This window comes from Brevibacterium sp. LE-L (assembly GCF_050214925.1).
In the GTDB taxonomy this organism is placed as follows: Bacteria; Actinomycetota; Actinomycetes; order Actinomycetales; family Brevibacteriaceae; genus Brevibacterium.
In genome coordinates this window covers 927,576-952,092 of sequence record NZ_CP189759.1, presented here as the reverse complement: position 1 = coordinate 952,092, position 24,517 = coordinate 927,576, and the positions used below count along the sequence as shown (strand labels likewise).

The following is a 24,517-nucleotide window of genomic DNA, read 5'->3' as shown; positions in this document are numbered from 1 at the left end:
AGATTCTCTCTTGCCAGTGAAATACACCGACGAACTCAAGGCTCGTGCCGTCGAGCTCGTCATCCATGCCCAGGCCGACCCCGACACCGCGAACGGAGCGATCACCCGTGTTGCGAACGAACTCGGTCTGAGTAAAGAAACCCTGCGAGTCTGGGTGCGAAAGCACAAGGACTCCGGCAAAGCCACACCGGCCGAGTCGGTCGACCTGGAAGCGGAGAACCGTCGGCTACGGGCTGAGCTGGCCGAAGCGAAGCGGGCCAACGAGATTTTGAAGAGAGCGTCGGCTTTCTTCGCGGCGGAGCTCGACCGCCCATCGAAGTGATCGTCGCTTTCATCGACGATCATCGTCACGAGTTCGGAGTCGAGCCAATCGTGCGCGCCCTGTCCGGGACTGCTGCACGGATTGCTGTGAGCTCGTATTACGCCTACAAGAAGCGTCAACCATCAGCCAGGGCCCGTCGGGACCAAGCACTGATGGTGGTCATCCAGGATGTCTATGAGGCGAACTATTCCTGCTATGGAGTGCGGAAGATGTGGAAGGCGATCAACCGCGACTACGCCGACCAGTTCGGTCCGGTGGCCCGCTGCACAGTGGAGCGGTTGATGCGCCAGTTGGGCATTGACGGGATCCGGCGGAAGCGGAAGCGGCCGAAGACGGCCTCAGCACGTGCTGAGGAGTGTCCGGATGATCTCGTCGAACGTGAGTTCGCAGCACCGGCACCCAACTGTTTGTGGGTTGCGGACATCACGTATGTTCCGACGTCTGCTGGGTGGGTGTACACGACGTTCATCCTTGATGTCTTCCACCGGGAGATCGTCGGCTGGCAGGTGACGAACCATATGCGGGAGTCGCTGGCCAGGGACGCACTCACGATGGCTCTCGCTGCGAAGTATCGGGCCGGCGAAGACGTCTCCGGGCTGGTGCATCACTCGGATTATGCCGAGGTTTTCGTTAACCCGAGGAATCCGCGCTTGGCCTGGTCAGAGTACTTGTGGTTCCACTTTCCTCGGGTTAATGTTGTGCCGACTTATCGCAGACTGTACAAGCTGTCGAGTTGTGTGTTGGTCAGATCGGGCACACCTGGGGTCGGTGTAGCGGCATTGATTGCCTGACGCATCATGTCGAGCGTCGCGAACGCGTAGAACGTTTCTGTCGTCGAGGCATTCGTGTGCCCGAGGAGTCGCATAATGATCGGCAGCGGAATTCCGTCTTGGTAGAGGTCCATCGCTTTCGTCTTCCGCAACATGTGTGGGTGCACACGAAGCGGTATCGAGTGGCATTCTGTTCTGGCTTTTGCTGCCGCCTGGTGGACGATCAGTGACACGGAATCCGTGGACATTCCCGAGACTTGACCTTGATGGTGAGTGTAGAACAAAGGACGATCGGTGCTGATCTGTCCGGGGTGGAATTCGGCGAGATACGAAGTCAGATGCTCAACGGTTCGGGTTGTGATCGGCACGATCCGAATTGTGTTGCCCTTCCCGTGGACCCGGACTTGGGCTGGTGAGGTTAGTTGAACATCAGCGCAGGTGAGTCCCGTGAGTTCGCTGACTCGCAGCGCGGTGTCATAGAGCAAGATGAGCATCATGTGGTTGCGACGCGACTTCGTTGTTCTCATGTCGAAGGCACCCAGCAGAGCCCGTGTTTGGGTGGTGTCGAGATATTCGATGGGGCGGTGAGGGGTGCGAGGCGGTTTCACTCCTGCTGCTGCCTGGGCAACGGCTACGAGGGTGAGGTCTTCGTTGGCGGCGAAGTTCAGGAAGGTACGCATTGCAGTCAGTCGCAGAGTCACCGTTGTGGGGGCATATGATTTTTCGGTGTTCATCCATTCCAGCCAGGCCTTCACCGTGTCGCGGTTGCAGTCATCGAACGTGATCTGCCCGCGGTTCTTCTGATTGTGGTTGGTGACGAAAGCCAGAAAGCATTCGAGACTGAGCCGGTAGGCCGTGATCGTTGCCGGCGACGACTTACGCACTTTGGGAAGGTAGGAGTGGAGGAAGTTGCGGGCGAAGACGAAGAAGTCAGGTGCACCAGTGTCGGGGTTGTGTTTCATTCGGCACTGTTTTCCGGGATGACCCTGTTCGCTGAGGTCCTCACGAGGTCGGAGTAGACGCTCATGAAATCTGGGGATGTGTGCACGTAGTAGAGAGTCGAGTCGATTCCGGAGTGTCCCATGTAGGTGCTGAGGTAGGGCAACATGGTGTTGACATCGGTGCCATTTCTCATCCAGCGTTCGATGTTGGCGTAGGCGAAGTGATGTCGGAAATCGTATGGTCGTGGTCTGGGTCCGGTTGCTGGGCGGGCTAGTCCCGCATGGTCCCAGATGCGGTTGAATATGATGCCGATCGACGAGGGATTCACTGCGGTACCGGTAGCGGAGACGAAGAAGGTGCTTCGCTCGGGAAACTGGTGTCTGGTCTGATGGTGGCAGTCGGTGAGGATGCTCATGACTTCGGTGGTGAGTGGGAGTAACCGGTCGCGCCCGGTCTTCGATCCTGTGATTGTGATGGAGCCGTTGGTGAAATCGATGTCAGCTGGTGTCAGCTTTTTCACTTCACGGGTCCGTAGGCCCGCAGAGTGCATGAGGAGGAAGAATGCAGTGGCCTGCCATGACCAAGGGGAGGCAGCGGGAACAGTTGGTGCCGCGGTGAAGAAGGCATCGATATCGTATTGGCTCAGTAGATACGGGGTGGAGTGAACGATCCCGGCTTTCCACTCATCGGTGAGGACATGAGCATTCGGGTCGCGGTGGACGCGCATCCACCGTCCGAAGTCGCGGATGTAGGACATCCACGACCGGTGCGTCGAGCAGCGGGTGAGTTCGTCGAGGACCCATCCTTCGACAGCGGCCCGATCCAGTCGGGTGACCGAGTGGGCTGTTGCCCAGGCATCGAAGTGACGCAGGTAGTGGATTCGTGAGCGCCCGGTCTTGCCGGTTCGGGCTTTGAAATCGATGTAGGCGCGAAGATCTTCGCCGAAGATGCTGGTCAGGGTGCTCATGGCTGGGCTCCTTTGGGAGTTGGGAGAACACAGTCGCGGAGCCGTTGAGTATCTACTGTGTAGTACACGGTCGTCGAGGTTGGGTCGGCGTGTCCGAGGACTGCGGAGATCGTGGGCAAGGCAGTACCGGATCGCAGGAGCCGGGTGGCAGCGGTGTGGCGAAGGAATTGTGATCCGGCCGATATCGGTACCCCCGCCGTGGTCAGGGTTTTCGTGATGATCACATGGATCGCAGCATGGTCAGTGAGCCTGGTGTGTGGAGCTTTCGTTCGCAGGAACACTTCCGGGCTGTCGCTTGGCGGCCGTTGGTGTAGAACATAGTCAGCCAGTCGCTGGCAGAGCAGTCCAGACAACGGCACTGTGAGGGGGTTCCCGGTTTTGTGTTGGCTGATTGCAAGGGTGTGATGGTGCCAATCGATGTCAGCCAGCGTCATGTGGATGATATCGATCGAGCGCAGCCCGGTCGTCAGCGCCAGCAAAGTGATCGCGGCGTTCCTGGATGGTGTCGATGATTGTTGGCATCCGGTGATGATCTGAGCACACTGTTCGTCAGTCAATGCAGGGATCACGGCGTGCTTGCGGGCGACGTTGATCAGGGTCAGTGCGTCGATGAGGTCGAGGCGGTGACAGTATTTGAAGAAGGGACGCAGGTTCGAGGCAACCCAGGGGAAAGATGTTGCCTTCCAACGGTCGAGGAGGGATTCGAAGTATCCGGTGACGGTGTTCCCTGTCGCCGCGTCGAGGCCAGTGATGCGGTGGTCTTCGAGGAAGGCGAGATAGCTGCGAGTCGCACGGCCGTAGTCTTCAATAGTGGCGTCGGCCAGTCCACGCGCACGCATGTGGGTCTCGTAGATGGTGTAAAGGTCGGAAAGTTCGGCACTGGTCGGGTAGCGGCCGCCCCCGCCCAGGGTTCGGCGGGAGAGTTGGATGGTTCCGGTGTCGAGGTAGGTATCGAAGAGGTGGGTGAGTCTGGAGAAGTCGAAGCGTCGTTGAACGCTGAATTTTCCTGTCCGGGGGCTGGTCGTCAGCGCTGCGAACTTTGCTCCCAGTTCCGGGGTGTAGAAGTTGTTGTTTTTGTCGCTGGCGTATTGATTGAGTCGTCTGATTGTTTTTAGGTAGTTGCCGATGGTCGATTCTTGGTAGTCGGCTTCGCGCAGAGCGGTAATGACGATGTTTCCGAGCTCGGTGACTGTGTGTTCCATGACCGTGTCCTTCCTCGTCGTTGAGGTCGATGGATACGGTAGAGCCTAGAGTTCGATGTCGAGATTAACCCGAGGAAAGTGGAACCACAAGTACTCTGACCAGGCCAAGCGCGGATTCCTCGGGTTAACGAAAACCTCGGCATAATCTGAGTTAACCCGAATTCGGGTTAATTCGGATCGCGGGGTGCAATTCCGGTCGATTCGCTATGGCGAGACCCTGGCGGAGTCCGAAATTGTGGCATCTGTGGGGTCGCGTGGGGACTCGTATGACAACGCGATGGCGGAGGCGCTGAACTCGGTATACAAGGCCGAGCTTATCGACCGGAAAGTGTGGTCGGGGTTGATTGAGGTGATGGCGGAGACGTCGAAGTGGGTGGCTTGGTACAACCAGGAACGGCTGCATTCAGCGATCGGGTACCGACCACCGTTCGAGGTCCGTTCCGAATGGATCAACCAGCCCGGGGTGGAGTCCGCGGCTGCTTAGGAAACCAAGAAAAGGAGCCTCTACGAAACCCGGGGCTTGACAGCTGGCTGATATTCGGGTTCCGCGCAACAGTACCGGTCGTGCACGCACACGTCCGAACTCGGTTTTGGGCGACCGAGCCTATGGGTCCAGAGCCAATCGCGAGCACCTACGATCTCGTGGAATCACGGCAGCGATCCCTGAAAAGAAGGACCAGATCGCTGCTCGGAAGAAACGTGGAAACAGGGGAGGACGCCCACCAGCGTTCGACGCCGTTGCGTATAAAAACCGTAACGTCGTCGAGCGATCCTTCGCCTACGTCAAACAGTGGAGAGGATTAGCGACTCGGTACGACAAGCTCGCGATCACCTACCGGGCTGCCGTCGTTCTCAGCGCAATCTTAACCTGGTTGCGCATATAGGAATGGGTCATTCCATAAATACTGTGGTGAAGTACTCGACGGCATCAGCACTTACCACGTCACGCGCACAATACGGATCATCACGGTCACCCAAGAAGTCATAATGGCCTACCTGCGCCCCTACGTTCCGACCGCTAGCCTTTGGGACAGAGTCGAGATAGACAAGTGCGTTGTCCTCTGCCGGAGTAATGTCGTCGGCTCCGCCCCAGCGGATCTCGAACGGAGCGGAGATTGCTCTAAGACTCCTCGGGTCAAGCAAGCGACCGATCGCGGGCGCGATCACAAAACCCGCACGAATTCTCTCATCGGCGACCGACTTACCGCCGTCCGAGATCCTCGCACTAATTTGATCCTCTGTATAGCGAGAGTGAAGCTGCTCGACCACGTTTGGATACTCAGGCAACTGCGGCGCTGGGACCAAGCCGCTTAGCACTGCGTTGAGCGCCTCTGGATTCGTTCTTGCCCCGAGAAGCGCAGCGACCGTGTAGCCTCCGATAGAGAAGCCCGCGGCACCAATCTTCTGCTCGTCGATGTCATGCCTGGAAACAAGGTAGTCGAGAAGGAGCGAGACATCTCGAGCCCGTTCCCAAGTGAATGAGAAACCTTCAGGCAGATATACGTCCTTATAACTATTGCCGTGATGATCAACGCCGGCGACTAGAATGCCAGCGTCAGCCAGGGGCTCGGCCAGCCAGGAAAGATCTTCAACTGCGCCGCCGGTCCCGTGGGACAGGAGAACTACTGGGAGGGGCCTGTCGGAGCAAGCTGGCCTCCACACGCTCACAGAAAGAGGTCTCGCACGGCTATTATCGGACCAATGCTGGCGAGTCTCGTCGGACAACGTCACAGTTTCAGTAAGCATGACCTCAATCTATACCTCAAGTCTGCTGGCATTCAGTTGATAAACGTACTCAATCGACTCATCATGGAAAATTCTCTCAACTACGCCGAGGTGGCTGTAGCTGCTGTCAGTTTCAGAAGTCGTTTGCACAGATTTCAGAAGCCGCCTTCACTGGATGAACTTCAACTCAGAAGTGGCCTGTACACAAGCCCGCGAGACGAAAAGGCCCCACCTAGGAATCGGTCAGGGGCGCAGAAGCACCTTACCCTGGGATCCCTGGCTCAACGACAGGGCTAGCCCTTCGGCTATGTCGCCCAACGGCAGCTCCTCCTGTATCCGTGTTCGGATGACCCCTTCCCGCACGAGATTGAAGACCTGGGTGAAGGCGGAGACCAACTGTGCCCGTTTGGCGCTGTGGACCCATTCGCGCAATCGGAAGTAGTGAATATTGAGGTCGGGCCGGTCCTGCCGCAGTTTGGGCGACAGTGGTTGGCCGGACAGCAAGCCGTAGTGCACAAATGTTCCCCCGCGTCTCAAGGACTGTGCCAGGTCGATGCCTTCACCGCCGCCCACGCAGTCGAACGCGAGGTCGAGGCTTCCTGTCCCTGTAAAAGCATGGAGCTCTTCGCGCCAACTGTCAGTGGAAGTGTCAATCACGTGAGCCCAGCAGCTGCTGGCCTCTTCTTTCCTCGGGTGGCGCATGAGCCCGATGGTACGGGTACCCCGCTGAGTGAGCAGATGCCCGAGGGTGCGGGCGATGGCGGAACCGGCGGCGTTAACGACTGCGGTATGTATTCCGGGCGAGCTGGCGTGGAGGTCGATCATCCTGATGGCTGTCAGTGGATTAATGTAGGCGGTGGCCGCATCCGTATCACTGATGTCGTCGGGGACCGGGATGCACCAGACCAGGGAGCAAGGCTTCACGCTCTGCCAACCGCCAGCTGCTCCGATCGGCAACACCCTTTGACCGAGGAGCGCCGGATCGTTGTCGGAGTGGACGGTCTCGACGGTCCCGACTCCCTCAAAGCCGGGGATGAAGGGAAGTGTCGTCCGGGACGGGTAGGCCCCCGAGACCGGTATGAGGTCTGAGGGGTTGATGGGGGAGGCAATCATCCGCACGGCCGCGGCACCTCGTTCCAGTTCTGCAGGGGCAAGGGACTCTACCTGGAGAACTTCTGGCGGAGGGCCGAAACGGTGGGCGATGACGCCTTGGTTGGAGTGCTGCATATGTAGGTGACCTTTCGACGCAGACTAAGGACGTGCACGGGGACGCGTGAACTAACCGACTGTGGTTGCCCTGTGTCAGTTTCAGGAATCGAATGTACTGATGCCAGAAGTCAGTTGCACACTCGCTGGCTGAATGACTATCACCGGTCGCACCGCGTCAGTGAAAACGGTAGCCGATGTTGATAGCTGTGGCCCCAGTGTGGCCGATCCAGATCCGACGAGGAAGCGCAGTGAAAGACTGCAGAGACGGTTCCGTCGTTTCCCATGGCCGCCACTGCTCTACGAACTTACTCCCACACGTGGTGCTGGAAGTAGAAGCGAATCAGGGACATACCCGGATCAGGAGTCCGTGTCGCTGCACCCTCCTGGGCGATGGAGCTGGGGAGCCTAGCCCGATTGTTCGAAAGCACCGCATGAACGTCTTCCTCGCCCATTGTGATGTTCGCGGTGAACCCAGTGGTGTTTCGATCCTTGGGAAGTGGATTAAAGTCGTCGCCAGACAGCTCCCAAAGAGTCCACTCCTTCGTGTACCAGACGCCATCATGGAGGTACTTGACCTCCGTCTGTCCGACCGGTTCAACTTCCAGATTCGACTCAGGCCCGCACTTGCTCACCAGCTGCCCGTCCTTAATTGCCTCGACGACCTGCGACACCTTGACACCAGTCATCGCCGACTTGGGGACACTCTCCGAATCCTGCGAAACAGCGGCCAAGAGAACCTTACTGGTGGAGTACGGCACGTACGTCTCGCTCGAGTGCTCGTTGTCGAGCTCAGAACTGATATCGCTCTTCGAACCAACGAACACCGGCAGATACGCGAACGACACAGTACCTTCTAACGTACCGGCCCGGGCAGACCCATCGAGGTCATCGGGAGAACAGAATTTGTCCGGGTCCTCCTCGTAAGCAAGCCGCTGATACTCTTCACGACTCGTCCGCGACGGCGACGGGCTGCCGTCATTGGCTTCCTGATCACCGCTAGCATGATCACTCTTATCGCTATCCCCGCCAACGTCATCGTCGCCAGAGGAACAGCCCGACAGTCCCGCGGCCAGCGCAACAATGCACGCCAATACCGTCGTCCGGACCGGGGCATGACAGCGGCAGCCGCTAGACCGCGGCTGAAAGCTCGGGAGCTTCACGTGAACGAACACCTCTAACGTATCGCTTAGACGCGGTGGAATGGGCCTGCAACTTTCAACTCCAGGGCGTCACATGAAGAGGATAGCTCCTAAGCCTAGTGCCGTTAAGTTGGAGTGATGATGGTCGGCTTTGCGGTAGGTAACGGTTCGGGATATCTGTGGTGTTGCTTCTGGGCCCTGCGTTCCTAAAGGTCGATCGCAGGTGGCGTCACCGCGCTCGGCGCGCCAAATATCAATCACAGATCAACGCCACCAAGCTTACGTCCACAGCCGCGTTCTACCGCGCCAGGACCTTGGCCCCATCGGGCCGCAGCTCACCAGTTGGAGAGACATGGCGGTATAACGTCTGGCGAGTCACCCCAATTTCTTCGCACAGGTGACCGACGTTGGTGCCGGGTTGCCCCATCGATGCCATGGCCAATCGAACTTTAGCCGGCGTCATTTTGAACGGCCTACCACCCTTACGCCCCCGAGCCCGGGCCGAAGCCAGGCCGGCTTTGGTGCGCTCGGAAATCAGCTCTCGTTCAAACTCAGCCAGGGCGGCGAAGATCCCGAACACCAGCTTGCCCGACGCGGTGGTTGTGTCAATGGCAGCGCCCTGACCGGTGAGCACCTTGAGTCCCACACCCCGCTCGGTGAGGTCGTGGACGATGTTGACCAGATGCCGAAGATCGCGGCCGAGACGGTCGAGCTTCCAGACGATCAACGTGTCACCGTCCCGGAGTGCTTTGAGGCAGTTGGTCAACTCGGGACGGTCGTCTTTCTTGCCGGAGGCTTTGTCTTCATAGAACTGTTCAGGATCGACTCCGGCGGCGATGAGCGCATCGCGTTGCAGGTCGGTGGTCTGTGACCCGTCGGCTTTCGACACTCTGACATATCCGATCAGTGCCACCGCTACCTCCATCACTTATTCGATCGTTTGTGTGACAGTCCAGCGGACCTTTCACCGCTCATCACATGTTGTGGAGATGCCTTCTACTTTGTACAGATCTCCACGTACATTGGTTACGCACACGATGCGCGGCTCACTTGACAGATGATTCCAATCGCCGTGAGTCATCGGGTAGGTAGGATCGGGGTCATGATGTTGCCTGCAGATTCGCATGTTCATAGCGAGTGGTCCTGGGACACCGGCGGCCCGAGGTCAGGGGCCGCTGGTCGAATGCGAGCTACCTGCGCTCACGCAGTCAAAATCGGTCTCCCTACTATCATTTTCACCGAACACCTCGACATACCCCGCACGTGGAGAACAGCCCCTCAAGACCTGATGCCGCATCAGCAGCACATGCTCAATGATGATGGGCTCGTTGACTTCGCTGAGTTCGATGCTGCTGGCTATTTCGAATCAATCGAGCGTTGCCGCCACCAGTTCCCTGATCTGCGGATACTGACCGGCGTGGAATTTGGTCAACCCCACCTACATAACGTCGATGTTTCGAAGATCATCGATTTAAGCAATGTGGACCGAGTCAATGGTTCACTCCACACGTTGCAATTTGGTTCGGTCAGGGCAGAGCCGCACACACTTTTCCGAGAGCACCCTGTTGAGATGGTCATGTGGGAATACCTCGCAGAAATCCCACGCATGGTCGACGCCTCCGACTCTTTCGAGGTGTTCTCTCACATCGACTATCCGATCCGCATGTGGCCGGTCTCAGATCGCGGCCCCTTTGATCCACGACAGTTTGAAGAAGGCTTCCGGGAAGCGATGCGGGCCATCGCCGTCAGTGAACGAGCTTTGGAGATGAACACGCGCCGCCTCTGGTCCTGGATACCCCAATGGTGGGCGGAGGAAGGTGGAAAAACTATAACCTTCGGCAGTGATGCTCACGAACCTGAGGCAATTGCCTCGCATTTCCCGGAAGCAGTAGCCATGGTCGAGCGGTTTGGATTCAAGCCGGGCCGCTCGCACGAAGCTTTCTGGTCACGAACCCACACACGTGGTGTTTCTTGAGCTAAACCAAACCAGCGTACGCCCCAATTGGGTTCGGGTTACGCCGCGAGACTTGGGCTCCGCCGACCGTTGCCATTGTTGTGCATCGTCGAGTGCTGGATAGGAGGCGTCTCCAGGCGAGTCATGTGGAGACGCCTTGTGAGGTTCAGCGATAGTGTGTCGGGTATGCCGTATGCAGCGAGAGGTGACGAAGCCACACGTGAAGTGAGCGGTCTCGGCGTTGTTCACACGTGGGGTACTGGACCTGAGATCGTGCTCCTCAGCAACCCCCTTGCTGATCCGGTGCAATGGTCTTCAAGTGCGCGCGGAGAACTTCTAATGCGAGGCTACCGTGTCACCACGTTCGAACACCGATCATCAGGAGACTGGGAATCTGTGGTCGCATGCGTCTCGGAATTTCTTGCTCACAGGCGAGATCCTGTTGCGTTAGTGGGCTGGTCGCAAGGTGCGGCGATTGCTCAAGAGGTTGCTCTCTTCGCGGAAGACAGGGTCCGTGCGGCGGTACTGATCGCGACCTATGGCCGTCAGAACGCTATTGACCGTGTCTTGCAGCGTGCGTGGGCAGCTTTGCCTGATAAGGACGACGACCCATTGCGATTGGCTTTGAGTTTCCTCTCTTCGTTTCCTCCCGATCGGCTGGCCGACGATGAGTTTGTCGAGCGCATGGTTGAACTTCAGTCAAAGTGGGCTGGGCAGCCTGATCCTGACGTACGAAGACGATCCGCGACGTTCATCTCGTCGTACCAGGATCGTCTGCCTGCTTTGGCGAGTATCCGTGTTCCGAGTCTCATTATGGGATTCGAACGGGACACTGACACCTTCGTTTCCAGGGCGCATGAAGTGGCCCTGGCGATTCCAGGGTCCGAGTACGTTGAACTACCAGGCTTGGGGCATGCTGCTCCTATCAGTGATCCTTCCGAAGTGTGGCCTGTCGTGATCGACTTCCTCAGAAGAACTTTTCCGCCGGTAAAGGAGTGAAGATGTGGTTCGAAAGGAGACGAGTCCTACCTTGCACAGCTCATCACTGAGAAGGCCGCACGTACAGACTTGGCCTGCGTGTTGTGTGCAAAGCAGGACGGATCTCCACACATGTGAGCTTCAGCGATAAATGGCGGTGTTCTTTCGACTTTTCGTGGCGGTACTGAGTTCACGATCTTTAGGCGATCTCCGCGTTCGTCTACGGACTGCTCGGCAATAGGGCGTGAACCCCTTGAAGTGGACACATCAATGTGTACTATCAGGCAGCAACATCCATCATAGACGTATAATCGACCTCAAAGTCAACCGGTGCTCGATACCCCAAAGCCGAGTGCCGACGCCTCGAGTTATAACGAACTAACCACCGAAACACCTCCCGCCGACACTGGAATTCACAAGACCATCGTTTCGCTCCCTGCAGCGTCTCCCGCTTCAATGCAGCGTTGACCGACTCCGCCAAGGCGTTATCAGCACTCGACCCGATCTTGCCCATCGACTGGACCACCCCGAACCGACGACACATCGCCTGAAACGACGAGTACGTATATTGACGTCCATGATCGCTATGAAAAATCGTACCTTTCAGTGTTTCTCGGTTGTTTGTTACATTCTGCAACGCGTCCTCGACGAGACTGGACCGCATGTGATCGGCGATCGACCAGCCCACGATCCGCCGCGAATACAAGTCGATGACCGTGGCCAAATACAAGAACTTCCCCTCATCACCATAGGGTAAGTAGGTGATGTCGCCGACGTAGGTCGTGCCCAACTCAGCGGCCGAGAAGTCCCTGCCCACCAGGTCGGCAAACACCTGAGCACCTGGGTCCGAGATCGTCGTAGTCTTCGGCTTACGCAAGTGGATACCGACCATGCCGTTGTTCCGCATCAGGCGGGCAACCCGCTTACGGTTGACCGGTTCGTCCACGTGCGGGTCATCGGCGAGTTCGGCCGTGATCCGTCGGTACCCGTACGTGTGGTCCCAGAATTCGAAGTGGTGCTCAATCCGCTCGCACAGAGCATCATCAGCAGCCTGCCTGGCCGCCCGTGCCGTCCGGGAGGCACACCACTTGTAAAAGCTCGAACGCTGGATACCCAGCACGGAACACATCCGCTTCACCTCATAGGTGTTCCGGTGGTCGTCAACGAACTGGAAGCGGATCACCAGGTCGTCTCGGCCGCGAAATACTTCGTGGCCTTCCGCAGGATCGCTCGCTCCTCGGCGAGCTTGTCGTTCTCAGCTCGCAGACGCTTGGCCCGAACGATCAGATCAGCGTTCTCGACCCGCAGACGCGCCAGCTCTTCCTCAGCCGACTCCGGATGGCCTGCCGCGGCTGTCGGGACTGTTCCGGCGACCTTCCGGGCCTGATGCACCCAGGACTTGATCGCGCCACGCGAGACGCCCAGGTCGGTCGCGACTTGGGAATAGGACATATCGGGATGAGTCTCGTAGAGCGCGACGGCGTCGGCTTTGAACTCGTCCGAGTACTTCTTCTTCGGCATGGTTTCTACTCGCATTCTCCGGCCCATTATGGGCCAGTCTCAGCGTGTCCACCACTCAGGGTTCATCCCCATAATTGAGTTTCGAGACCCTCCCACCCCTCGGGATTAGCCAGCATCAGTCGTGAAAGTCTTCAGGCTCCATCGGGATGCGCTTGGCCATGAGACAAAACTTATTGCCTTCCGGATCCGTTAGGACGAACGCCGGCATCGTCGCAGCCAAGCAGAATGGCACCATCCGCCGGCTAGCGGGAGCAGAGATCACGACCACCACACCCATCGCCGCCAGGACGACCCCGAGGAGCAGGGGGCCAATCAGGGCCATCCCCGCCGCCGCTCCGATCAGGAGCCCCACCTGACCGAAGATGTTGAACAGGCCAGATAGCACTGCGAGGACCCTGCCACCTATCTCTGCCACTCACAAACTGGGTCCGACGAGATTTCTTGGCGTACTGCGGTTATGCACCGCAGTTGAGCGCTGGCAACTACAACCCAGGTCGCGTGGATAGACGTGCAGCGGCGTATGAGGCGTTGCTGGACGAAACAGCGGTGGCCCAAGTCGTTGCCGTTGAGATACTCAGGCCGAGAAGCCGTGAGAGAACCGGTGCTGGCAATGAGATAGCCAAAGGCGTCAGTGCTGCCTTCCTGTATTTCGTCGGATTGTGGACGCCGAGTTTGCGGAGGCGAGCCGCTAATGACGTGGATGTGAGGTGTCGTCCGGGGACGCCTCCTGGGAATAGCCAGTCGTCGTCCGTTGCGGGTGTCATCAGCCGGGGAGCTGATCGATCGTGTTGAGCGTGGATTGCCGCGATGTCCAGTGACGAGGGAAGCTCAAGCGGATCCGTTCCGATCAGGATGCTGTATTTGCCGTCGTGTTCGCGAAGATCGGAAAGCCTCAACTCGGCGATACGGCCAAGTCGAATGCCGTAGATCAATAGCAAGCACCCCGCGAGTCTGGTCTGGCCGCTGATCATTTTCGAGGGGTCCAGGAACTGGTCGAGTACCGTCCAAACTTCGGTGCTGGTTATGCCGGCAACCGTGAGTGCTGTCGCACGAGCGGCCGGGATGGTGACCTTTGCCGAGGCGAGATTGTTCTCATAACACCATGTCAAAAAGTGTTTGACCCGTATTCGTGTTCCCGGCCCACGGGAGAGCCAGTTGTCGACCAACGATTGATTGACACCTTCGATCGAACTGCCGCGCGAGCGTAGCCAGCCAATGACCTCAATGATGTGTCCCAGCTCGGTGCGGATCCCGCTCACCTGGCCGTCTCCGGCGGGATCCGTCTGCCGCCGCAACCTACTCAAGTGTCTCCACCGGCCAAATTGTAGAAAGGCACGCCGCTCCGATGGATCAGCTACCTCATCGGCAGTGGCAGCAATCCACGCTTCAAGCCTCGCCAAGTTCTCATCCCGCCAGGCCAGCACACCGTGCTCGACGAGGAACGCACGAACAACGACTTCCGAGCTGCCACTGGCAACCTGGGACAAAGAGTCGTGGGAAATTCCCCCAGGATGAGCGATCAACGATCGAAGCACTGCGACCGATTTGCGCCGCTGGAATAGTGTAAAAACTGCTTGTGGCGGGGCCGCACGTAATGCCTCACGCAGCAAATCTCGCCCGTTTGCAACGGGTGACGGGCCGCCTTCGAACAGCGAGTCGACGAGGTCCGCGGCTTTGCAAAACGGGCAGAGTCCGAGCTGGGACAGGTATTCGAAGCGGCAGCATCGGAGGCAGTTCTGGTGGAACAGCGGATTCCGTTCACCGCATTCCCAGCAGTAGGGCGCCCCGTCGATCCGGGCACGGACCTGGCGGTCCTTCCCGCAATCGGCGCAGGCTTCGATGACTTTCGGCGAGCATGTCGCACACAGCGAACCACCATCGGCGAGGCGGTTCGCTGGAACTTTGTTACGCCGGCACTGGCTGCAGGGTTCTTTCGACAGGGCGCAGTTCTCGCAGATGGCTCGTGCGGTGCCCGCGAAGCGGCAGGGACGAACGTGGCCGCAACTGGTGCAAGTGCCGCTACGTTCCTTCATTCGGCACGTGCGACAGAGAAGTCCCTCAGGTCGTTCTGAGCCGATTTGTTTTGTTCGGCCACATCGTGAGCATGTGCCGAAGTTCTGTGGGAGACGGTTCACACAGCTGATGCAGAGACGCGTGCCGTCGACCATGATCCGGGATGTGATTGACGGTTGCGAACACGAATCACATGGAGCCATGTTTGCGCGCCTCCTGCATCTGTCGCAGGTGCGAAGTCCATCCAACTTCTCGGTGAGAGGCACTTGGCGAGAACAGTGGCCACATGCTCGAACTGGGAGGATCGCGCCGACGGACCTCACGAGGTCATACATAGTTCCGAAATTCGCGCTCCCAAACTGAGGGTCTGCGAACAAGTCGCGGGAAGATAGCTCGATTTCTAAACGGGTGCGCAAACAGATGCTGGCCGACATCCCGTTGGTTGCCTGTCGTAGCCGAGCCTCGAACTCTGTACGGCTGCCCGCTGATCGAGTTCTGAACAACACCGCAGTGACGAAGTCCTCGGCCCCGGTTATCGAGCCGAGGCGCCAACAGCTCTGACAGATTTGCGTGTTGAGGACTTGACCCCGGCGTTGACGGATCCTGTGGCAGAGTCCGCATTCAACATCGGTTCGCCTCAGACTGTAATCACAGCGAGCACAGACTTTGCCCACACTGGCAGTCCGAACTAAGGGCCGCACATCGGCACATTTGGCGCACCGCGGTAATTGGACGACTCTGGCGCCGGAATCGCGCAGGTCCCTGATCAGTCGCGTCACCGTGGCAGGTGTGGAGTCGAGCCCCCGCGTCAAAACCAGCGGATCGCTGATGATATGGGCGTGCAATCGCGCCAGCGCAGGAGCAGACAGCTTCAGTCTGCGGACAACTTCGGCGATGAGGACAGTGGGCAGGGACGACTCCATCTCACCGATAATGTGCGAGAGCTCGCCGGTGCAGAATGAGACTGTTTGCGACTCACGCATCGGGGGCGCCCGGGACTTCCATCCGAACCGGACGCAGTCCACCGAGTTTCACGGCCGCGGAACGGTCCCGAGCGGTCGAGCTTTCCGTTCCTGTCGCGGCTACGGCACTGCCGAGATCCACACCCTTAATGAGGTCATCCGAGCTGCACTCGAGAATGTCGAGCAACGCGACGAGAACGTGGAGATTGAGTCGTTCCGGCTTCTCTGCTGCGAGCCGATAGACCTGGCTCGACGACAGATTGATGCCTCGTTCTTGAAGGAGTGGAATAAGGTCCGTGGTACTGAACAACCCCTTGGTCGCCATTACTTCGCGCAGTTTCCACTCGTAGCCAACGATCTTCATTTGCCCGGTCCTTTAGTCGGTCGTGCCTGCTGGTTCTTCTCCAAGGCTTGTCTCATCATTGTGTTCATGAAGTTGCCCGTGACGTGTGTGTAAATCCCGGTCGTCGTGCCCCACTGGTGGCCCATCTGCTCCTGAATAAAGCGCGGGTCGAATCCTTCTTCGGCGAGGTGAGTGGCATAGCTGTGTCGTAGACAATGTGGTGAGAGCACACTGTCGAGGCGGATCTCATCACGGTAGACGGCGAATCGCTCGGTGATTTCTTTGGCCTGAAGCCGGTTACCTCGTTCGGTGACCCACAGCAAGTTCGACCCCGACATTCGAACGGTCGGCCAAACCTCGTCGACGTATGCCTTCAATGCTGCGACGGCTCCGGCACGAAGCGTCAGTACGGAGCGACGCTTCTTCCCGCTGCCGTGGGAGCCTTTCCCGAACTGGACCTGCAAAATCCCGTAGTCGCCAAATTCCGGTGCATGGGGATTGCGGTAGAAGTCGGTGACTTCCAGGTTCGCAACTTCATCGGCTCGAAGCCCCCAACCGTAGATGACCTTCATGATCGTCGCGTCGCGATAGACCTGCAGGGCACCCTTCTTGTGCTGGTCGAGGCGCGAATCGACACTCGAGTCGATGTGGTCAAACAGACGCTGAACCTCGTCGCGTGCCAGCGGTCGGCGCCCCGGCCTCCCTTCGTAATCGAGGATGTGTCTGGCCGAGTTCCACTCATGCACGATCTGTGTTGGATGTGTGCCAAAGCGCTGTTCGCACTGCTGCGCCCACGTGTAATGATCAGAGATCAGATAATTGCAGAAGGCCCGGATCGAGGCTTGGTAGACCCGTAAAGTCGAGCGCATCAGCTTCCGCTCTGAGATGAGGTGCATCATCCACTCGTCGAACATGCCTGCGGTCCAGTTCCACGGGAATTCGTTGGTGAACTCCTGCAGAGCCACCGCTCGTGCGACGTTGGAGTCGGCAGACTGTCGTTTATTCAGCCGTCCGCCGACTTGGGCGTCTGTCCACCCCTCGACCATTGCCGCGAATACGGCTTCTTCCTCGTTGATGAACGCCACTCCCGGCGCAAGGTACAGCGAGGATTCGCCATAAGGGACACCTTGTTTCACCATGACCACCATTCGCCTGAGGGGATAATCATGCATCGGATGCAGATATAATGTCAACAGACACGGAATCAAGCGGGAGCAGGACCATCCAGTGATGCCTTCGCGACTCAGATCACGCTTGTATTCCTGCATTTGATGCAATACCCGCAAGTTTGCCGATTGAGGCTCGAGCTCACGGCGAGCAGGTTGAGCGGATCGTTGCCGAATTCTCTGAGGGTCTCCTCGTCGAATTTCAGCGCGCCCGTCTGCCATGCGTTGGAGCGGGCGACGATGTGGTCGATGTCGACGCTGTTCGCGCTCCGGTCGAAGTCGTAGGTCTCACCGGCGTAGGGGTCGGACAGTGTTCCCGCGAGGACGATGCAGCCGCGGGTAAGGGCCTTGAGTGTGATGGTCGTCAGGTCGCGGCGGAGCACGTCATTGCGGGTGTCGCAGCCGTTGTGGTCGGTGTCCGAGCGCCATTTGAACAGGTCACCGTCATAGCCGGTCTTCGGTGCCCGCCCCTTGACCGTGAGTTCGTCCAACATCGCCGAGGCGGTCCCCGCAGCCGAGCTGCCCGCCTTGCCTTCGTCTTCCCCGGCTCTGCTGTCGGTTCCCTCTGTTGACGTCGGCGCGGCAGTGTCGTCGGTCGGGGCCGCGTTGTCGGTCGGGGCTGCAGTGCTCTGAACCGGGGTCGGGTCGGCCGTGCTCGACGCGGCGGTGTCGACGGTCGGTTCGGCCGCCTCGGCGCACCCGGTGAGCAGGCCGAGGGTGAGGATGGCGGCGAGCGCCGGCAGAGTGCGTGGCCTCGACGGGCTCTTCGACCGCCCGTTGAGACGGTCGGTCGAGGAGGGGTTCGCGCTTGACGCGGGGCGGATGTGGTGCGGGGAAGGAGGCATGGGAAGACTTTCGGATGGTGCGTTCTCGAGCGCGACGGTTCAGACGTGGTCGTGGACCGAGCCGACGATGCCGTCGCTGCTCGGTCCACCAGACCAAGCGTAGATCGGCTCGCGCGGCAGCGGTACGGCACGGGCATCAAAGTGTCCCATTCGTTACAGGCCGGGGCCGCGATGAGTGTGCGATCGGGGTCGTCTGCCTGCCGTCGCCGGTGTGAAGGTGCATGATGGAAGGAGACGGTGAGCAGCCTCGGTGAGGAGGAGTTTCGATGCGACATGACGAGGAGCGTCCGCGGACCAGCGGTTTCCTGTCCGATGGGGTCGTGCCCGGTCATTGGACGCAGGTGCTCGCGGGAATGCGGACGAATGCGTTGACGTATCTCACCCTCGATGAGGTGCGTGCCGAGGCATCTCACCTGCTCATCCTCGCGCCGTCTCCCGAGGTGGCGCAGGCTTGCTTCGGAGAGCTGCTCGCTGAGTTTGCGGACGGCGCGGATGTGCCGACCGCCGAGGTGATCAAGCCGGGCGACCTCGTGCCGGATCGCGTCCCCGCGCGGACGTGGGTATTCTTGCCGCATCGACAGGATGGGTGGACCGAACTCGAGGAGACCTCGACGAAGGTGCGCCACGACTTGGTCACGGAGAACTCTGCACGCCGGCCCGAGGACAAGCTCATCCTCATGGAATACGGGATCAACCTGTGGATGTGGACCGAACCGCCCTCGAGCGGCGGCGACCCCGTCTGCCACGCCGGCGAGCTCATCAGCTGGGAGAGCGCCTGGGCGCTGGACGGTTCGTCGGTCACCACCGGCTTCGGTGTCGAAGGAGCAGGCGCCAGGGACGACATCTCCGACGCACCAGCTGCCGCGGGCGCGTCGGCCCGCCCGCCCATCTACTTCGGCCTGCCGTCCCTGCTGCGCCGCCGCCGCTGGGCCAACTAAACCCCCTACGCGTCGCCGAGCGGCGGGTCGCTAGACCCCCTGCGTCGCCGGCCGGTGGGCCAACTAGACCCCCTGCCTCGCCGAGCGGACCACTTAGCGCCGAGCGGACCGCTTGCAACTGGTTCGCTCGACGCTAAGTGGTCCGCTCGGCGCAGGGATTGGGCGAACGGGGAATCAGCGCGAGCACGCCCTCACGCCACTGCGACGACCGCTCCGGCGGCGATGAGCAGGATGAAGTAACCCCAGGCGTGGAGCATCTCCGGGATCTTCGGCACGCGGCGACGCAGCACCACGATGACCGGGATCGCCCCGATGAGCAGGGCCGCGGCCGAATAGAGGTCGAGCGACCCGACGATACCCGGGGCGCCGATGTTCGCATGGGCGGTGATCGTCACGAGCACGGCCGGGCTCATGATCACCAGGGTCAGGGGGTTGGCCAGCGTCGTCGCCACGGTCATCGTCGCCCCCGACCGCCGCATCATCGGCACTGTCATGACCGACCCGCCGACTCCGAGGAATGAGGCCAGACCGCCGATGGGCACGCCCCACACCGAAGAGATGCCGCGGCCACCCTCGCCGGTTTCCTTCCGAATACGGGTTCCCTGACGGAAGAATCCGGGGCGCAGCAGCAGGTCGATCGCGGTGATCGCGATATAGGCGACGAATCCCCATTGCAGCAGCGCTTCCGGAGCGAACCTGCCGCCGAAGGCCCCGAGCGCCCCACCGAGGGCGAGCAGGATGAGCAGCCACCACCGCCCCTGCAGGTGGGCGAGCGTCTCCCGCTTCGTCGAGACCGTGGCGACGATTGCGTTGATGAGCATCACCAGCGCCGAGGTGGCCGCCGCGACCCGTGCGGTGTCGCTTCCGAGGTCGGCATCGACGATGGTGATGATCGGCACCGCGACGAACCCTCCGCCGAAACCGAAGAGCACCGTCGTCAGCCCCACAAGGATGCCGATGAGTATGAGTCCGAGGAACTCCATGCCAGCCCGAGAGCCTCAGAGCCTGGCGACGAGCAGCGGCTGAGTCACTGACCCGACATATCCGAATTCGTCGGCGAGGTCACCGTCCGCGACACCGCGCCCATCCGGGCCGATATGAGTGCGAGCGTTCATATTCAGCCACTCCGATCGTGGTTCCCGCGCGAATGTCAGCGACAGCGAAGGCGGGATGAACGTCCACTCACCGTAGGGCACAGCGGAAGAGACTCCGTTCGCCGAATCGGCCGCGATGACGAAGCGCTGGATCGGGCTCGTCTCCTCTCCGGCGACGAGCGGAATGCGCGGCCGGACCCAGACGTCGGCGGGCCCGAGCTTCTGCAGCCCTCCGGAGGCGAAACGCCATTCGATGGCCCGCCCGTAACCCCAGTCGGAGCCGATGCCCGGGAAGTACCGCTGTTCCTGCTCACCCGGCACCGAGGAGGTCGTGAAGTCCGTGGCCACCTCGGCGCTGGATTCCGGGGTCGAGCGCATCCGCCACGCGGTCGCGGTGACCGCCAGTCGATCGTCGGCCCAGAGCTTCGCTTCGACGAGTTCGATGCGTTTGCCCGGACGCACGATGGCCGCCTCGGTGCGGATGCGTCCTTGGGGAATCGGGCCGAGCATGTCGATCGTCAGCCGCCCGATGCTCATCGACTCGTCTTCTCTGACCCGTTCGACGGCGCGAGCGAGCAGGGCGGCGGGCGGTCCCCCGTGCTGCATCGCCGGATCCCACGGGCTCGTCGTCGCCACGGTCGAGTCGAACTCGTCGCTGCCGCGCGGAATGTAGAAGGCCTCGGGCAGAGGCGCGACCTCGTTGTCTGTCATGCAATCTCCTCAGTCGTCGAGAGTTACCGCCATTGTCTCCGAACTCAGTCGGCCTGCCGGGACGGGTGTCGACGGCGTCGTGCTTCGACCGGGAACGCCCTGCCCCACCTGACGATCTTACGTCCGCGGCAGTGAAGCGGCTGTTGGTGTGGATGACTTCGTGCGTCTTCGTCCATCCTGCGATCACCTGTTGTATCCAAGATGCATGCAAGATAGCGTGAACGGATCCGACCCGCCACGACGACGTGAGACAACTATGACCAGCCACATTCGCGAACAGGCCAAACTCATCACCGCCCAGCTCCTCTCCGGAGCCGGGATCGCCTCGGGCTACGCAGTCGGCGGGCTCCTCGCCGAGGAGATCACCGGGCAGACCTCGATGGCGGGGTTTGCGCAGATGAGCGTCATCCTCGGCGCCGGACTCATCGCCTATCCCCTCGCCGTCCTCGCGGGTCGCTCCGGCCGTCGCACGGCCCTGACCTTGGGCTTCGGCGTCGGCACGCTCGGCGCCGTGGTCGTCCTCATCGGCGTCGGACTGCAGTTCCTGCCGCTGTTCATGCTCGGGATGATGATGTGCGGGTCCTCGACCGCCTCGGGTCTGCAGGCCCGCTACGCCGCCGTCGACCTCGCCGATCCCGCGGCCGCCGGCCGGGCGATGTCACTGGTGGTGTGGGCGACGACCGTCGGGTCCGTGCTCGGCCCGAGCTTCACCGCTCCCGGCGCCCACCTCGGGCAGACGCTTGGCATGAACGGCCTGGCCGGGCCCTATCTCATCTCGATGGTCGCCTTCGCACTGGCCACCCTTGCCGCATCGACACTGACGAAGACCGTCACCTCCGGTGCTCCCACGGGGACGTCGACCGACACCGAGGCGGCCGCTGTCCGGCAGCCGATGAAGCTCGGCGAGGCGCTGCGCTTCGCTCTGGCCCGCCCGGTTCCGCTGTTTGCGATGGTCACGATCATCGCCGGGCAGATGATGATGACCAACGTCATGGTCATGACGCCGGTGCACATGGACCATCAGGAATTCAGCCTCGGCGCGATCGGCATCGTGGTGAGCATCCACATCGCCGGCATGTACGCCCTTTCACCCGTCTTCGGCTGGATGGCCGACCGGTGGGGTTCCGGCATCGTCATCGCCGGCGGGGCGGGCATCTTCACGCTCACGATCGTCCTCGGTGTCATCGACGCCATCGCTCCGGAGTCGTCGATGGTCCTCCTCAGCACAGCACTGTCGCTGCTCGGCATCGGCTGGTCGATGTTCCTCATCGGCGGATCGTCGCTGCTGACCGCCTCGGTGCCGGCACACGCGAAGGTGCCGCTGCAGGGCGCCTCGGATTCGGCGATGAATCTCGGCGGGGCGCTCATGGCTGCCCTCGCCGGGTCCGTGCTCGGCGCCGGCGGGTTCCTCTGGATCAATCTCATGGCCACGTTCGTGCTGCTCATCGCCGTCGGATTCTCGATCCGCGCGATCCCGCTGATGAGCTGGCCCGGACGCCGACCTCTCGCCGAGGCGGCCGACCGTTCGTCGGCAGCACCGACCCAGCCGGGACAGGTTGCGCCCGATCAGGCAGGAGGCGAGGAATGAGCGCGCAGACGGGACCGCTGAGCGCGGCCGAGCGCACCTATCAGGTCATCCGCAGGCAGATCCTCGACGGCGGGCACGCACCGGGGACGATGCTCGGCGAGGCGGCCCTGGCCACCGAGATCGGGGTCAGTCGCACCCCGGTGCGCGTGGCCCTGGCCCGGCTGCAGGACGAAGGATGGATCCGCATCTACCCCAAACGCGGGGCCGTCGTCCAAGGTATCGATGAGCGCACCATTGCCGAACTCGCCGACGCCCGCTATCTTCTCGAAACGACCGCGGTCGAGCGCGCTCCCGAGGCTCTGCGACAGCGCTTGGCCAGCTCGTTCGATGAGCTCATCACCCAGCAGCGAGCCGCCTTCGCCGAGGCGGACGTCGCCCGATTCATCGAACTGACCTTGGAGTTCCACCGCGGATTCGTCGAGGCCGGTGACAGTCAGGTGATGCTGGAGATGTATTCGCTGCTCTCCGACCGGCACCGGTTCGCCCTGTTCATGAACAGTTCTCACCTGCTCGCGCGCTGCGATGAGATCATCGCCGAGCAGGAAAAACTGGTCGAACATCTTCGCAGCGGTGATGCCGCGGCATTCGCAGACACGCTGCGAGGACACATCGCAGAGAATTCCTCGCCTTCGCAGGGCGCCCGGGAGGCCGGGCCCGGATTCGGGCCATAGTTTCGGACAGCGGTGCGCGGCGCTGACCTCACCCGGGTCCGGCTTCCGCGTGGGCCCGGCTCTTACAGCAGGCGCCGTCCGAACACGATCATAACAGAGCTAAGATGACGAGCAATGTCTGACGATCCTCCATCATTCGGCACTCAGCCGCCCCCTCCCCGGCCTGTCTCTCTGATCATCGCCGTTGCGACGGTCCTCATCGTCGGCCTGACTCTGCGGATCCCGACCATCTCCCTGGCCCCGCTCGTGCCGACCATGATGGAGGACACCGGTCATGGGGAGACGTTCCTGTCGCTGCTGACGAGCATCCCCCTGGTGCTCACTCTGCTTGCCGCTCCCGTCGCCCCACCATTGGCGAATCGCTTCGGACGCGGTCGTGTCGTGAGCATCGCACTCGTGGCGATCGCGGCGGGCATGGCGCTCCGGTCGACTCCCGGTGACGCGCCCCTGCTCCTCGGCACGGGACTTCTGGGGTTCTCGATCGCCATCCTCACCGTCCTCGTTCCCTCGATCATCAACGCCGAACGCACCGAGATCCGGTCGCGACTGACCGGAACCTACTCGATGTCGCTGAGCCTCGGTCCCGCACTGGCACTCGGTCTGACTATCCCACTCCGGGAGGCCACAGGCCTCAGCTGGCGCGGCACGCTACTGGCGTGGGCCCTGTGCACGGTGATCGCCGCGGCACTCTGGCTCGTCTACATCCGCATCCCTCATGTCGCGGCCGCCTCGGGCGCACACCGAGGACGGGCCGCCTCGGCGAGTGGGGGCGAGCGACGCGCCGAGGCTGTTCTCTCCGATGCCAACGTATGGTTCCTGGCGCTCTTCCTGGGTGTCACCTCGCTGACGTTCTACACCACCTCTGCGTGGCTGCCAGCCGTCTTCGTCCTCGACGGGATGCCCGCTCAGGCAGCAGGCGGCTTCACCTCACTCATCAGCATCGTCGCCATCCCCTTCGGTCTCATCGCCCCGATCGCCATCCGGCGCGGACTCTCGCGGTTCATCGCGCCCGCGGCCCCGCTGCTCGCCGTCCTCGGCCTGGTCCTGCTGCTGATGATGGGCGCGGCCGGAGCGCTGCCCATCACCATCCTGCTCGGCATCTCCCAGGGGCTGTGCCTCGGCGCATCCTACGACCAGATCGTGAAGTTCGGCCGCTCGCCGGCTCACACAGCCTCGGTCTCAGCCGTGACATCGGCCGTCGGAGTGGCGCTGGCGGCCATCGGTCCTTTCGCCTTCGGGCTCGGGCTCGAAACCGCCGGCTCATCCGTGGTCTCGGTGATCGGCCTGGCCGTCATCGTCGTCGTGCAGTCCCTCATCGGGCTGCGCACCTCTAAGCTGTGACGCGGTCCCCGGCACTGGACATCGAACCGAACGCGGGGCAAGTGCTGTCCAACATACCGAACGCAGGTCGCAGACCCTCCGCGACGAAACCGAACGGGGCATGACCACTGACACAG

The 24,517-nt window shown here is 60.9% G+C and carries 24 protein-coding genes, 1 pseudogene and 1 other annotated feature; of the genes and pseudogenes, 10 read left to right on the top strand and 15 right to left on the bottom strand.

Annotated features, from left to right (window positions below; genetic code table 11):
• Positions 1 to 16 precede the first annotated feature (16 nt).
• Complete coding sequence (locus ACQE2J_RS04220) at positions 17 to 322, top strand: transposase (protein WP_164742795.1); 306 nt, start codon at positions 17 to 19, stop codon at positions 320 to 322.
• Positions 283 to 411, top strand: a sequence feature (AL1L pseudoknot). (Overlaps the previous gene by 40 nt.)
• On the top strand, positions 319 to 1,113 hold the full coding sequence (locus ACQE2J_RS04215) for an IS3 family transposase (protein ID WP_426937141.1): 795 nt from the start codon (positions 319 to 321) through the stop codon (positions 1,111 to 1,113). It overlaps the preceding feature by 93 nt. Before ACQE2J_RS04220 ends, ACQE2J_RS04215 begins: the two co-directional genes overlap by 4 nt.
• Here ACQE2J_RS04215 and ACQE2J_RS04210 read toward each other — a convergent pair.
• Genes ACQE2J_RS04210 through ACQE2J_RS04200 form a run of 3 tightly spaced genes read right to left on the bottom strand, consistent with a single transcriptional unit; the run spans position 1,029 to position 4,203 of the window.
• Positions 1,029 to 2,054, bottom strand: a complete 1,026-nt coding sequence (locus tag ACQE2J_RS04210; protein WP_135448633.1) for a tyrosine-type recombinase/integrase — start codon at positions 2,052 to 2,054, stop codon at positions 1,029 to 1,031. The genes ACQE2J_RS04215 and ACQE2J_RS04210 overlap by 85 nt on opposite strands.
• Positions 2,051 to 3,001: a tyrosine-type recombinase/integrase gene (locus ACQE2J_RS04205; protein WP_135448631.1), complete on the bottom strand. Its 951-nt coding sequence runs from the start codon at positions 2,999 to 3,001 to the stop codon at positions 2,051 to 2,053. Before ACQE2J_RS04205 ends, ACQE2J_RS04210 begins: the two co-directional genes overlap by 4 nt.
• Positions 2,998 to 4,203, bottom strand: a complete 1,206-nt coding sequence (locus tag ACQE2J_RS04200; RefSeq protein ID WP_135448629.1) for a tyrosine-type recombinase/integrase — start codon at positions 4,201 to 4,203, stop codon at positions 2,998 to 3,000. The genes ACQE2J_RS04205 and ACQE2J_RS04200 overlap by 4 nt, the downstream gene beginning before the upstream one ends.
• 184 nt (positions 4,204 to 4,387) lie before the next feature.
• On the opposite strand from ACQE2J_RS04200, the gene ACQE2J_RS04195 reads away from it, so the two are divergent.
• Positions 4,388 to 4,687: an integrase core domain-containing protein gene (locus ACQE2J_RS04195; protein WP_426937140.1), complete on the top strand. Its 300-nt coding sequence runs from the start codon at positions 4,388 to 4,390 to the stop codon at positions 4,685 to 4,687.
• 43 nt (positions 4,688 to 4,730) lie between these two features.
• A pseudogene (locus ACQE2J_RS04190) lies at positions 4,731 to 5,087 on the top strand (transposase); the annotation flags it as partial.
• A 7-nt stretch (positions 5,088 to 5,094) separates the two neighbouring features.
• Here ACQE2J_RS04190 and ACQE2J_RS04185 read toward each other — a convergent pair.
• The 4 genes from ACQE2J_RS04185 to ACQE2J_RS04170 form a co-directional block, all read right to left on the bottom strand.
• Entirely contained in the window at positions 5,095 to 5,949 is an 855-nt protein-coding gene (locus tag ACQE2J_RS04185) for an alpha/beta hydrolase family protein (protein ID WP_101573655.1), read from the bottom strand.
• A gap of 222 nt (positions 5,950 to 6,171) precedes the next feature.
• Positions 6,172 to 7,155 (bottom strand): zinc-dependent alcohol dehydrogenase family protein, encoded by a 984-nt coding sequence (locus ACQE2J_RS04180; protein WP_101573653.1) that lies wholly within the window; start codon positions 7,153 to 7,155, stop codon positions 6,172 to 6,174.
• A 287-nt stretch (positions 7,156 to 7,442) separates the two neighbouring features.
• A complete protein-coding gene (locus ACQE2J_RS04175; RefSeq protein WP_145997453.1) occupies positions 7,443 to 8,297 on the bottom strand; it encodes a hypothetical protein in 855 nt (284 codons plus the stop codon).
• 277 nt (positions 8,298 to 8,574) lie between these two features.
• A complete protein-coding gene (locus ACQE2J_RS04170) occupies positions 8,575 to 9,189 on the bottom strand; it encodes a recombinase family protein (RefSeq protein WP_426937139.1) in 615 nt (204 codons plus the stop codon).
• Positions 9,190 to 9,333: 144 nt separating this feature from the next.
• On the opposite strand from ACQE2J_RS04170, the gene ACQE2J_RS04165 reads away from it, so the two are divergent.
• Both ACQE2J_RS04165 and ACQE2J_RS04160 read left to right on the top strand, forming a co-directional pair.
• On the top strand, positions 9,334 to 10,251 hold the full coding sequence (locus tag ACQE2J_RS04165; RefSeq protein ID WP_426937138.1) for a PHP domain-containing protein: 918 nt from the start codon (positions 9,334 to 9,336) through the stop codon (positions 10,249 to 10,251).
• A gap of 252 nt (positions 10,252 to 10,503) precedes the next feature.
• Positions 10,504 to 11,229, top strand: a complete 726-nt coding sequence (locus tag ACQE2J_RS04160; RefSeq protein WP_426937137.1) for an alpha/beta fold hydrolase — start codon at positions 10,504 to 10,506, stop codon at positions 11,227 to 11,229.
• A gap of 259 nt (positions 11,230 to 11,488) precedes the next feature.
• On the opposite strand, the gene ACQE2J_RS04155 is transcribed toward ACQE2J_RS04160, so the two are convergent.
• The 6 genes from ACQE2J_RS04155 to ACQE2J_RS04130 form a co-directional block, all read right to left on the bottom strand.
• A protein-coding gene (locus ACQE2J_RS04155; protein WP_374701033.1) for an IS3 family transposase occupies positions 11,489 to 12,729 on the bottom strand; the annotation gives its coding sequence in 2 pieces (ribosomal slippage) (positions 11,489 to 12,402 and positions 12,402 to 12,729; 1,242 coding nt in all).
• A 115-nt stretch (positions 12,730 to 12,844) separates the two neighbouring features.
• Complete coding sequence (locus ACQE2J_RS04150; RefSeq protein ID WP_226838548.1) at positions 12,845 to 13,114, bottom strand: hypothetical protein; 270 nt, start codon at positions 13,112 to 13,114, stop codon at positions 12,845 to 12,847.
• Positions 13,115 to 13,211: 97 nt separating this feature from the next.
• Entirely contained in the window at positions 13,212 to 14,762 is a 1,551-nt protein-coding gene (locus tag ACQE2J_RS04145; protein WP_145998947.1) for a hypothetical protein, read from the bottom strand.
• Between the two features lie 955 nt (positions 14,763 to 15,717).
• Positions 15,718 to 16,068: a helix-turn-helix domain-containing protein gene (locus ACQE2J_RS04140; RefSeq protein ID WP_101556009.1), complete on the bottom strand. Its 351-nt coding sequence runs from the start codon at positions 16,066 to 16,068 to the stop codon at positions 15,718 to 15,720.
• A complete protein-coding gene (locus ACQE2J_RS04135; RefSeq protein ID WP_426937136.1) occupies positions 16,065 to 17,195 on the bottom strand; it encodes a tyrosine-type recombinase/integrase in 1,131 nt (376 codons plus the stop codon). Before ACQE2J_RS04135 ends, ACQE2J_RS04140 begins: the two co-directional genes overlap by 4 nt.
• A gap of 95 nt (positions 17,196 to 17,290) precedes the next feature.
• Entirely contained in the window at positions 17,291 to 18,058 is a 768-nt protein-coding gene (locus ACQE2J_RS04130) for a GmrSD restriction endonuclease domain-containing protein (protein ID WP_426937135.1), read from the bottom strand.
• A 266-nt stretch (positions 18,059 to 18,324) separates the two neighbouring features.
• On the opposite strand from ACQE2J_RS04130, the gene ACQE2J_RS04125 reads away from it, so the two are divergent.
• Complete coding sequence (locus ACQE2J_RS04125) at positions 18,325 to 18,996, top strand: hypothetical protein (protein ID WP_426937134.1); 672 nt, start codon at positions 18,325 to 18,327, stop codon at positions 18,994 to 18,996.
• A 191-nt stretch (positions 18,997 to 19,187) separates the two neighbouring features.
• On the opposite strand, the gene ACQE2J_RS04120 is transcribed toward ACQE2J_RS04125, so the two are convergent.
• Both ACQE2J_RS04120 and ACQE2J_RS04115 read right to left on the bottom strand, forming a co-directional pair.
• Positions 19,188 to 19,979, bottom strand: coding sequence for a sulfite exporter TauE/SafE family protein (locus ACQE2J_RS04120; protein WP_426937133.1), 792 nt, complete (start codon positions 19,977 to 19,979; stop codon positions 19,188 to 19,190).
• A 15-nt stretch (positions 19,980 to 19,994) separates the two neighbouring features.
• Complete coding sequence (locus ACQE2J_RS04115) at positions 19,995 to 20,801, bottom strand: thioesterase family protein (RefSeq protein ID WP_426937132.1); 807 nt, start codon at positions 20,799 to 20,801, stop codon at positions 19,995 to 19,997.
• A 256-nt stretch (positions 20,802 to 21,057) separates the two neighbouring features.
• On the opposite strand from ACQE2J_RS04115, the gene ACQE2J_RS04110 reads away from it, so the two are divergent.
• The 3 genes from ACQE2J_RS04110 to ACQE2J_RS04100 all read left to right on the top strand — a co-directional run bounded on the left by ACQE2J_RS04110 (position 21,058) and on the right by ACQE2J_RS04100 (position 24,401).
• Positions 21,058 to 22,389 (top strand): MFS transporter, encoded by a 1,332-nt coding sequence (locus ACQE2J_RS04110; protein WP_426937131.1) that lies wholly within the window; start codon positions 21,058 to 21,060, stop codon positions 22,387 to 22,389.
• Positions 22,386 to 23,060, top strand: a complete 675-nt coding sequence (locus ACQE2J_RS04105; protein WP_426937130.1) for a GntR family transcriptional regulator — start codon at positions 22,386 to 22,388, stop codon at positions 23,058 to 23,060. The genes ACQE2J_RS04110 and ACQE2J_RS04105 overlap by 4 nt, the downstream gene beginning before the upstream one ends.
• 114 nt (positions 23,061 to 23,174) lie before the next feature.
• Positions 23,175 to 24,401 (top strand): MFS transporter, encoded by a 1,227-nt coding sequence (locus tag ACQE2J_RS04100; RefSeq protein ID WP_426937129.1) that lies wholly within the window; start codon positions 23,175 to 23,177, stop codon positions 24,399 to 24,401.
• Positions 24,402 to 24,517: the final 116 nt, after the last annotated feature.